This is a genomic window from Curtobacterium sp. MCLR17_042 (genome assembly GCF_003234695.1).
GTDB classification, from domain to species: Bacteria; Actinomycetota; Actinomycetes; order Actinomycetales; family Microbacteriaceae; genus Curtobacterium; species Curtobacterium flaccumfaciens.
The window spans coordinates 167,912-178,162 of record NZ_QKTD01000007.1; the positions used below are offsets into that span (position 1 = coordinate 167,912).

The following is a 10,251-nucleotide window of genomic DNA, read 5'->3' on the forward strand; positions in this document are numbered from 1 at the left end:
CGGTGGGACGGCGGGCAAGGTCAGCCGAGCCAGCCAGGGTCGGCGAACAGCTCCTCGAGCTCGCGCAGCAACCGGGTCGTGTGGAAGCCGTCGGCAGCCGCGTGGTTGACCTGCAGCGCCAGCGGCAGCAGCGTCCGGTGACCAGCGGTCCGGTACCCGCCGAGCGTGATGATCGGCAGCAGGTGGTCCCAGCCGTCGCGCACCTGCAACGAGAAGCCGGTGAACGATGCTCCCGGCAGGGTCGAGACGTCGAACACGTTGCCGGGCCGGTCGTCCTGGGGGAACATCCGGGTGTCGTCGCGGTACTCCGTCATCGTCGACACCGCAGCGTCGTGGAAGGTGCCGAAGTCGTCGTCGTACGGCACGACGAGGGCGGAGAACGTCTCGGTGTCCGGGTGGAACACGGTGAACATCGGGTGGACACGGTCCCACACGGCGGGGGAGCCGTCGTCCAGCAGCTGCATCCGGAACTCGTCGTGCCGGTTCACCACGGTCGCGATCGCCCAGAGCTGCGACGCGTAGGTCCGACGGCCGGTCGCTCGGGCGCGCTCGACGAAGGCGGTGACGTCGAGCTCGACGGTCACCTCGTACGCGCACGGCACCCGGTGCCGGTAGTGCTCGAAGTGCTCCCGGCGGGGCCACTGGTCGACGTCGATCGCCCGGAGTTCGGTCATGGCTCCACCCTCGTGCGGGATCGCTTCCCTACGGTGGAGCCATGCCGACGCTCGAACGTGTTCCCGCCCTGGTCGCCACCGGATTCCTCGCGATCCCCGTCGCCGAAGCCCTCGTCGCGTTGCCGACCGAAGTCGTCATGAAGATCGAGGGGGCCCCGATCGACGCGGACCTCGCCGACACCGCCGCGTTCTCGGAGGCGTACGGCTACCCGCTGGCCGGCGGCGCGAACTGCATCGTCGTCGCAGGGAAGCGCGGCGACGAGGTCCGCTACGCCGCCTGCGTCGTCCTCGCATCGACGAAGCTCGACGTCAACCGCGTCGTGAAGCAGCTGCTGGACGTCCGCAAGGCGAGCTTCGCCCCGATGGACGAAGCGGTCGAGCTGACCGGGATGGAGTACGGCGGCATCACCCCGATCGGACTGCCGTCGTCGTGGCCGCTCTACATCGACGCGCGCGTCCTCGACGCCCCCGAGGTCGTCATCGGCGCCGGGCGCCGCGCCGCGAAACTGTTCCTGCCCGGCGCAGCACTCACCGCACTGCCGAACGTCACCGTGGTCGAGGGTCTGGCGACCGAACCGGTCAGTCCGACGGCCGGATGAGGCAGAACGGGTGCCCCGCGGGGTCGAGGTAGACGCGGAACGACCCCGTGGCCGTCGCGCCGATCGCGAGCACCGCGGCCTCACCGTCGTCCACGTCGTCGACCTTCACGTCGAGGTGGCTCTGCTGCGGGACCGTCTGCCCCGGCCAGTCCGGCGCCCGGTAGTCGTCGACCTGCTGGAACGCCAGGATCGGACGGTGGTCGGTGAACGGGAGGGCGAGCTCCGCCCAGTCCTCGTCGAAGCCGACGATCTCCCCGCCGAGCAGCTCGGCGTAGAAGCGGGCGAGGGCGCGGGTGTCCGGGCAGTCCAGGACGACGACGTCGAGTGTGCCGATCATGGCCGACACGGTAGACCCATCAGCGCGCGGCGGTCAGGGCCTTCGTGATCCGCTGCAGCGAGACGGTCTCGGCGGTTCCGAGTTCCTGCGCGAACAGGCTGAGCCGGAACTCCTCGAGCATCCACCGAGCGTGCACGAGCTCCGGGTGCGCCCCGACCGCGGGCGGGAAGGTGCCGCCGGCATCGATGTAGCGGTCGGTCGCCACGGTGACCTCGCGCATCCAGGTCGCGTCTCGCCCGGGGTTCTGCAGCAGTTTCTGCACGCGGGCCTCGATGCCCTGCAGGTACACGCGGATGCGGCGCAGCCGGTCGAGCCCCGCGACGGCGACGAACCCGGGGAACACCAGGCGCTCCATCTGCTGCCGCATGTCGCTGAGGGCGGCGAGCAGCGACATCGAGTTCGCCTGCTTGAGTGCTCGTTCGGCGGAGCGCTGTGCGGCCAGGACAGCCGCGACCTCGGACACGGCGGTGAACATCGTGTCGACGACGGTGGCCGACACCGCATCGCGGACCGACTCGAACTCGGCCTTCGTGAAGACGAGGCCGTCCGGGTGGGTCCGACGGATGCCGGCGTCGACCACGGCGGCCAGGACGTCGTCGAACAGCGCGGCGGTCGACGGGTAGGGGCTGGCCGCGAGGGCGAGCTTCTCCTGCGCGGTCAGGTGCGACTGGATGTACGACACGGGCGACGGCACCGCGTGCATCACCAGACGGCGAACCCCGGCCGGCATCCGGACGACGCGGTCGGACGGGGTGGCGAGCAGCTGCACGCCGACGGTCGCCTTCGGACCGGTGCCTTCCTCGACCAGGGACGGGTACGCGCGGATGACGCCGCCCGCCTGCTTGGTGTCGAGGGTCTGCGGCAGGTCCTGGTCGGGCCAGGCGGTGAGTCCGGACTGTTCCAGCGGGCGACCGGCGCCGGCGGATGCGACGCGAGCCGCGCCTCCGGTCCGTCCCGCGCCCTTCGCCGTGGCGGAGGCGACGCTCTGCTGGGTCCGGTCCTTCAGTTTGGTCTGCAGGGCCGACAGGTCCTTGCCGGTCTCGACCCGGCGACCACGCTCGTCGACCACGGCCCACGTCGGCAGCAGGTGCGCGGGGACGCGGGACAGGTCGAAGTCGGACTCGGAGACCGGGACGTAGGTCATGCGCTGGATCGCCTTGGCGAGGGTGGCGCGGAACGACTCCGTCGGCTCGGTCGGAGCGTCGTCGGGCAGCTCGGCGACGATCTTCTCGGCCCAGTCGGCAGCGGGCACGACGTTCTTGCGGATCTGCTTCGGCAGCGACTTGATGAGCGCGGTGACGAGTTCCTTGCGGAGGCCGCGCACCTGCCAGTCGAAGCCCTCTTCACGCATCCGGGGCAGGAGCGCGAGGGGGACCTGCACGCTGACGCCGTCGTCCTGTGCGCCGGGCTCGAAGCGGTACTGGATGGCGAGACGCTGGTCGCCGCTCCGCCACTGGGTCGGGTACTCGACGTCGTCCTCGGCGGCCTCGGCCGCTGATTCGTCCAGCAGGTCCGACCGGCGCATCGTGAGCAGGTCCGGCTGCTCACGCCGGGTGGTGCGCCACCACCCCTCGAAGTCACGGGTCGTGGCGACGTCGGCCGGGATGCGGGCGTCGTAGAACTCGTAGACGTTCTCGTCGTCGAGCAGGATGTCCCGGCGGCGGGTGCGCTCCTCGAGCTGCTCGAGTTCCTTGCGGAGCTTCCGGTTGGCGCGGTCGAAGGCCTGCTGCGATTCCCACTCACCCTCGACCAGGGCGTGCCGGATGAAGAGCTCGCGGGAGTGTTCCGGGTCGATCCGCGAGTACTGCACGCGGCGGCGCTGCACGATCGGGACGCCGAACAGGGTCACCCGCTCGTAGGCGACGACCGCCCCCTGCTTCTTCTCCCAGTGCGGTTCGCCGTAGGTGCGCTTGAGCAGGTCACCGGCGAGCGGCTCCACCCAGGCGGGGTCGATCCGGCCGACGGTCCGAGCGAACAACCGGCTCGTCTCGACGAGCTCGGCGGCCATCACGGCGTCCGGCTGCTTCTTCGCGAGCACGCTGCCCGGGAACACCACGAACCGGGTGTTCCGGGAGCCGAGGTAGTCGCGCTTCTCGCGGTCGCGCAGCCCGATCTGGCTGAGGAGTCCGGAGAGCAGTGCACGGTGCACGGCGTCGCCGTCGTCGGAGCGGGACTGCCCGACTCGGACGTCGACCTGCTTCGCGGCTCGGGAGAGCTGCCGGTACAGGTCCTGCCACTCGCGGATGCGCAGGTAGTTCAGGAACTCGGCCTTGCACAGCCGGCGGAACGCGCTCGACGACAGTTCCTCCTGCTGCTCCTCGATGTGGTTCCAGAGGTTCAGCAGGGTCAGGAAGTCGCTCGTCGGGTCGGCGAAGCGGGCGTGCAGCTGGTCGGCGTGCGCGCGCTTCTCGAGGGGGCGCTCCCGGGGGTCCTGGATGCTCAGGGCGCTGACGATGGCGATGACCTCGCGCCCGACACCCTGCCGCCCGGCCTCGAGCACCATCCGACCGAGCCGGGGGTCGATCGGCAGCCGGGTCAGCTGTCGCCCGGACTTGGTGATGCGGCCGTCCTTGTCGACGGCGCGGAGCTCGCGGAGCAGGTCGAGGCCGTCCTTCACGCCCCGGCTGTCCGGCGGTTGCAGGAACGGGAACGACTCGATGTCCCCGAAGCCGAGCGAGATCATCTGCAGGATCACCGCGGCGAGGTTCGTGCGGAGGATCTCGGGGTCGGTGTACTCGGGGCGCCGGCCGAAGTCGTCTTCGGAGTAGAGCCGGATCGCGATGCCGGCACTCGTGCGGCCCGCTCGACCGGAGCGCTGACTGGCGCTGGCCTGCGAGATCGCCTCGATCGGCAGCCGCTGCACCTTGGCCCGCGGGGAGTACCGCGAGATGCGTGCCGTCCCGGTGTCGATCACGTACTTGATGCCGGGCACGGTCAGTGAGGTCTCGGCGACGTTCGTGGCGAGGACGACACGACGGCGGATGCCCGGGGTGTGCCGGCGCTCGAAGACCCGGTGCTGGTCGGCCGCGGACAGGCGGCCGTACAGCGGCAGGACCTCGGTGCCCGGGTAGCGCTTGCCCTCGATCGCGTCCTGGGCGTCGCGGATCTCGTTCTCGCCGGACAGGAACACGAGCACGTCGCCCGGATCCTCCTGCGCCAGCTCGTCGAGGGCGTCGGTGATGCCCTGCAGGGTGTCGCGGTCGTCGGCTGCGTTGCCGCTGTCACCGGTGCGGGAGTCCGACTCGTCGTCGGCGTCGTCGTCCTGGTCTTCGGCGACGAGGGGGCGGTAGCGGATCTCGACCGGGTAGGTGCGGCCGGACACCTCGATGATGGGGGCGTCGTCGAAGTGCTTCGAGAACGACTCCGGGTCGATCGTCGCACTCGTGATGATGAGCTTCAGGTCGGGGCGACGGGGGAGCAGCCGCTTCAGGTAGCCGAGCAGGAAGTCGATCGTGAGGGACCGCTCGTGCGCCTCGTCGATGATGATCGTGTCGTACCGCTTCAGGTCGCGGTCGAAGTGGATCTCGTTCAGCAGGATGCCGTCGGTCATCAGCTTCACGCGGGTCTCGGAGCTCACCTTGTCGGTGAAGCGGACCTGGTAGCCGACGAGTCCGCCGAGTTCCCCGCCGCCCAGTTCTTCCGCCACACGTTCGGCGATGGTCCGCGCCGCGATCCGGCGGGGCTGGGTGTGCCCGATGTGCTCACGACCGAGCTCGAGGCAGATCTTCGGCAGCTGCGTCGTCTTGCCCGAGCCGGTGGCCCCGGCGACGATGACCACCTGGTTGTCACGGATGGCAGCCGCGATGTCGTCCCGCCGCTGCGAGACCGGCAGTTCGGGCGGGTACGTGATGACGGGCAGCGGAGAAGACATGAGCATTCCAGGATACAGGCGCGCCGGGCAGGAGGGGCGTCAGGCGATCTGCTGGGCCAGAGCGTCCGCCGACCGGGACGGCAGTTCGCACATCCGGTCGTGGCAGACGTACGCGGCAGGGTCGAGTACGTCGCGACCCTCGAACAACGAGAACCCCGCCTCGGCCCAGTCTCGTGCCTGCTCCGGCGTCGTGGTGGCGACGACCGTACCGGGGCGCCGAACACGGTGTGCCACGGCCCGCATCGGGTCGTCGGTGCCGCTCGTGACGACGACGATCTCGCGCGACGGCCGTTGCAGGGCGAGGGCGACACCGAGGGCATCCGCGTGACCGAGGGGTCGCTCGGTCCCGGTGCGGGCGCGGTCGGCGATGAGTCGTGCCGCGGCGACCCGCAGTGCCTCGTCGCCCGTCAGTGCCCCGAGCGTCGCGGCGGCCGACGCCAGCGCCACGGTGCCGGACCGCATCGCGGTCTGCGGCTGTTCCCCTGTGGCCGTGCCCGCCGAGGCCAGCACCGGGTCGACGTCGAAGCGCTCGGCCAGGCCGTCGTCGACGAGCGAGCGTGCGACGGTCGCGTAGGAGACCTCGCCCGTCACCAGGGCCAGTTCGAGCAGCCCTTCGGCGAGCAGTCCGACGTCCTCGACGGTGGCCGGTGCGGAGGAGACCCCGCGCGGTGTGCTGGACCGCACCGTCACGTGGTCGTCCTGCACATGGGCGGCGAGGACCGCGTCGGCCGCGCCCCGCGCGAGCGCGACGAGTTCCGGGTCGCCGTGCCGTGCGCCGGCGATCGCGAGCCCCCGGATCGCCAGGCCGTTCCAGCCCGTGAGCACCTGGTCGTCCAGCGGTGGCGGGTCGAGCTGGGCGCGCTCGGCGATCGGTCGGCGGTACCACTCGCCCTCGACCCGACGGCCGTCGATGGTCGACTCGCTGTCCTGTGCGGCGACGAAGGCCCCGTCGGCACGGCGCAGGGTGTCGCGGAGGAAGTCGGCGATGCCGCGGGCCTGTTCGGCACCCGCGACCGCGAGCAGCCCCGCGTTGTCGTAGAGCATCCGTTCGTAGTGCGGCACGCTCCAGTCACGTTTGGTCGCGTACCGGAAGACGCCGCCGTCGGCGTCGGTCAGCTTGGACGCGCGGATCGCGTGCAACGACCGGTCGAGCAGCCCGTCGGCTTCGGCGTCGCCGTCGGCCGCCGCGTCGGCGAGGAACTCGAGCAGCGGTGTGCTCGGGAACTTCGGGGCGCCGCCGAAACCACCGTAGGTGGTGTCCTCTGCCTGCGACAACTGGTCCGTGACGGCCCGGATGGCGTTGACGGACGGGAGGCCCGGGTCGACTCCGGCACCGCCCTCGCCCGAGCGGGCGGTCGCGTCCGCCACGGCACCCTGCCGGATCGCCGTCGCGATGGCCGAGGCGTTCGCGTCGACCTCGTGGCGACGCTCGGTCCAGGCGTCGAGCACCGCGGCCAGGATCTGCCGGAACGCCGGGACCTGCCCGACGGGAGTGGGTGGGAAGTACGTCCCCGCGAAGAAGACGTGGCCGTCGGGCGTCAGGAACGTCGTCAGCGGCCAGCCGAGCTGTTGCGTGAACGCACTCGCCGAGGCCATCAGGCTCGCGTCGACGTCCGGCCGTTCTTCGCGGTCGACCTTCACCGACACGAAGTCCCGCCGGAGCAGCTCGCCGATCTCCGGGTCGTCGAAGCTCTCGCGCGCCATGACGTGGCACCAGTGGCACGTGGCGTACCCGACCGACACCAGCACCGGGACCCCGCGCTCGCGCGCCTCGGCGAACGCCTCGGGACCCCACTCGCGCCAGTCGACGGGGTTGTCGGCGTGCAGACGCAGGTACGGGCTGACCGAGGTGCCGAGGCGGTTGTCGTTCATGGCTCCAGCGTGCCCGCCCGCGACTGGGCGGACCACCGCCCGGGGACGACTGTGGACGGAACGCCCGCACTGCACAGGCCGTGCGGGGGAGATCAGCCCTCGAGCCACCCCGTGATCGACGCGAGCCGTGCGGCCACCTGGGCGGGGCTCTGGCCGTCCGTCTTCACCCGGGTGACCGTGTCCGCGGTGGCCGAGTCGAGCCTCCCGGCCGTCCGCGTGCTGTGCGCGAGCTGCGCCTGCGGGACCGCACCACCCGCTCGTCGTGCGAGCCGGTCGGCGGTCGCGCCGTCGGATGCGCGGAGCAGGACGACGCGCACCAGCGGATCGTCGCCCATCGCTGCAGCGAGGCGCTCGTGCTCGAGCACGGACACGGTGTTCGTGTAGACGAGCCGGTGGTGCCCGATCGCCCGGTAGCCGGCCCAGATCGTGGCCAGGTTCCGCTCGGCCATGCGCGCCTCGGGGTGTTCGACGTGCGGTGCAGGGTGCGCGAGGTCGAGCAGGTCGCCCTCGATCACCGCGTGCCGGACGTCCGCCGCGACGAGCAGGTCGTGCAGCGCCTCGGCTGCCGTGGACTTGCCCACGCCGGAACGTCCGCCGATGAACAGGACTTCGGACCGGGACACCGTGTCAGCCCAGGTTGAGGGAGAGGAGCGCGAGTGCGGCGTCCTCGGGACCGTAGTCGAACATGTGCTCCCAGAACGGGTCGTCGGCCCACGGGACGTCGCCGTCGGCGGGCGTCGCGTGGGCGGTCTCGACCAGCCAATCGAGTTCGGGGGCGACGGCGGTCGCGAACTCCGGCGGTTCCCACCCGAGGGCGCGTGCCGCCGTGGTGTCGAGGACGAACGGCGGTCGTGACGACCACGGCGTGCCACCCACGAACGCGGGCGCGTCCTCGTCGAGCAGGACCTCGTCGAACCGGTGGTCCAGGTGTCCGCCGATCGTCCGCACGATCTCGAGCGCGGTCGGGGCCGAGGCATCAGCGACGTTCAGGATCCGGCGGTCCGGCGCGTCCGCGACGAGCCGGACGAGCGAACCGATACCGCTCGCCGCCGTCGTGTGGTCCACACCGCGGCCGTGGTCGGCGAGCAGGATGCGCTCCCGGCCGTCGAGCACGCGGCGGACGACGAACCACTCCCGCGGGCGGCCGATGCCGACGCCGTACACCTTCGACGGGCGGAGCACCGTGACCGGGGCACCGTGGTCGAGCAGGACCTGCTCGGCCGCCACCTTCGCGGCGCCGTAGCCGTCACGGCTCGTCGGGTCCCCGTCGCCGGCGGTGACGGTCGGCTGGATCTCGGTGACCGCGCCGCCGAACACCGGCTTGTCGAGCGAGTTCGCGTGCCGCCCCTGCTCGTCGGCGTACACCGACCTGGACGAGACGAAGACCGTCGAGCCGACGTCGTCGAGGAACGGCAGGAGCTGCTGGGCGTCGTCGCGGGTCAGGCCGACGGTGTCGACGAGCAGGTCGGCTCCGGGGCGGAGCAGGTCGCGCAGGACGGACCGGTCGCGGCGGTCACCGGGCGTGAACGCGGCGCCGGCTGCGGTCAGGGCATCCGCTGCGGGACCGCCTCGGCGTGCGAGCACGTCGACCTGCCAGTCGTCGCCGCCCCGGCCCGAGGCGTCGAGGAGCTCTCGTGCGACGGCCGAGCCGATGCCGCCGGTGCCGCCGAGGATGACCGCGCGTCTGGTGCTCATGGTGCAACGGTAGTGCGGCGCGGCGGTCGGCTCGCGGCCGTCAGTCCTCGGCTGACGGTCCGCGGCCGTCGGCCCGGCGCGGCCGTCGTTCCGCGATCGGTTCCGTCAGGAGGCGAGCTGCTCGTGCCGCCACCAGTCGGCCAGCGAACCGTCGTAGACCTTCACCCGGTCGTGTCCGAGCACCGTCAGGGCGAGGGCGTCGACGCACGCGGCGCTGCCCACCCCGCAGTACGTGACGATCTCGTCGGCACCGATCACCGCGGCGAAGGCCCGCTCGAGCTCGGCGCCGCGCAGGTACGCGTTCGTCTCGGGGTCCACCAGGGTGTCCGCCGTGATCGGGGTGCTGCCCGGCACGATCGGCGGGTGGTCGTCACCGAGGGCCGCCCAGGGCGCGGCGAACACCAGGGATGCCGGCTCTTCGCCGGAGACCGCACGGGTGACCCGGTCGTGGTCGGCCCAGAGCGCACGTTCTTCGCCGGCCAGGAACGCACCGGCATCGGGGTCGGACGGCGTCGCGCGAGTGTGGAGTGCGCCCACGCGGACGGGGCGGCCCTCGTCGCGCCACTTCGTGAAGCCACCGTCGAGCACCGCGACCGAGTCGAAGCCGAACGAACGGAAGATCCACCACAGGCGTGCCGACCACTCGCCGACGCTGTCGTCGTAGACCACCACGGTCGAGGTGTTCGTCACGCCGAGCTGTGCCGCGGCGACCTCGAAGCGCTCGGCGCCGGGGCGGGTGAACGGGACGTCGGCGTCGGCGGCGGAGAAGTCGTCGATCAGGTCGGCGAAGCGGGCGCCGGGCACGTGGCCGCGCTGCTCGTGGGCGTCCCGTCCGGGGAGCCAGGTGGTGTCGAACCCGGCCCCGACGGTGTGCACCGAGGCGTCGAGCACGACGAGCTCGTCAGCACCGAGGTGGTCTGCGAGCCACTGCGTCGACACGAGTGGTGAGGTCAGGACGGGGGCCATGTCGCACACCATAATCTGCACCCCTGACGTGGGCCAGGGACGTGGACACGCGGCGCAACCGGGGGTGGGGGTGGTGTGCGGCTGCGGTGCGCTGCCGAGTGGAACGACGGTGTCGTCGTCGTACGACATCGACTGCGTCGCACTCGCCCGCGTGCAACTGTCGGCGCGTGCACGGAGCGTCGATGTCGTCGTCGTACGACGTCGACGATGTCGTTCGGCGTCGGCGTCGCCCTCCGC

At 71.6% G+C, this 10,251-nt stretch carries 8 protein-coding genes; 1 reads left to right on the forward strand and 7 read right to left on the reverse strand.

Annotated elements, in window-relative coordinates; genetic code table 11:
* Positions 1 to 20 precede the first annotated feature (20 nt).
* On the reverse strand, positions 21 to 674 hold the full coding sequence (locus DEJ02_RS09370) for a CatA-like O-acetyltransferase (RefSeq protein WP_111032790.1): 654 nt from the start codon (positions 672 to 674) through the stop codon (positions 21 to 23).
* 41 nt (positions 675 to 715) lie between these two features.
* Here DEJ02_RS09370 and DEJ02_RS09375 point away from each other — a divergent pair, with 41 nt between their 5' ends.
* Positions 716 to 1,273 (forward strand): YbaK/EbsC family protein, encoded by a 558-nt coding sequence (locus DEJ02_RS09375; RefSeq protein ID WP_071246993.1) that lies wholly within the window; start codon positions 716 to 718, stop codon positions 1,271 to 1,273.
* Here the strand turns inward: DEJ02_RS09375 and DEJ02_RS09380 are convergent.
* The 6 genes from DEJ02_RS09380 to DEJ02_RS09405 form a co-directional block, all read right to left on the reverse strand.
* Positions 1,254 to 1,610 (reverse strand): VOC family protein, encoded by a 357-nt coding sequence (locus DEJ02_RS09380; RefSeq protein ID WP_181440315.1) that lies wholly within the window; start codon positions 1,608 to 1,610, stop codon positions 1,254 to 1,256. The two genes, DEJ02_RS09375 and DEJ02_RS09380, sit on opposite strands and share 20 nt — an antisense overlap.
* A gap of 19 nt (positions 1,611 to 1,629) precedes the next feature.
* Entirely contained in the window at positions 1,630 to 5,481 is a 3,852-nt protein-coding gene (gene hrpA / locus DEJ02_RS09385) for an ATP-dependent RNA helicase HrpA (protein WP_111032792.1), read from the reverse strand.
* Positions 5,482 to 5,520: 39 nt separating this feature from the next.
* Entirely contained in the window at positions 5,521 to 7,353 is a 1,833-nt protein-coding gene (locus DEJ02_RS09390) for a thioredoxin domain-containing protein (RefSeq protein WP_111032793.1), read from the reverse strand.
* 92 nt (positions 7,354 to 7,445) lie between these two features.
* Entirely contained in the window at positions 7,446 to 7,976 is a 531-nt protein-coding gene (locus DEJ02_RS09395) for an AAA family ATPase (protein ID WP_111032794.1), read from the reverse strand.
* Positions 7,977 to 7,980: 4 nt separating this feature from the next.
* Positions 7,981 to 9,048 carry an NAD(P)-dependent oxidoreductase gene (locus tag DEJ02_RS09400; protein WP_111032795.1) on the reverse strand — a complete coding sequence of 356 codons (1,068 nt, stop codon included), beginning with the start codon at positions 9,046 to 9,048 and terminating at the stop codon, positions 7,981 to 7,983.
* 105 nt (positions 9,049 to 9,153) lie between these two features.
* Positions 9,154 to 10,014, reverse strand: coding sequence for a sulfurtransferase (locus DEJ02_RS09405; protein WP_181438434.1), 861 nt, complete (start codon positions 10,012 to 10,014; stop codon positions 9,154 to 9,156).
* Positions 10,015 to 10,251 lie beyond the last annotated feature (237 nt).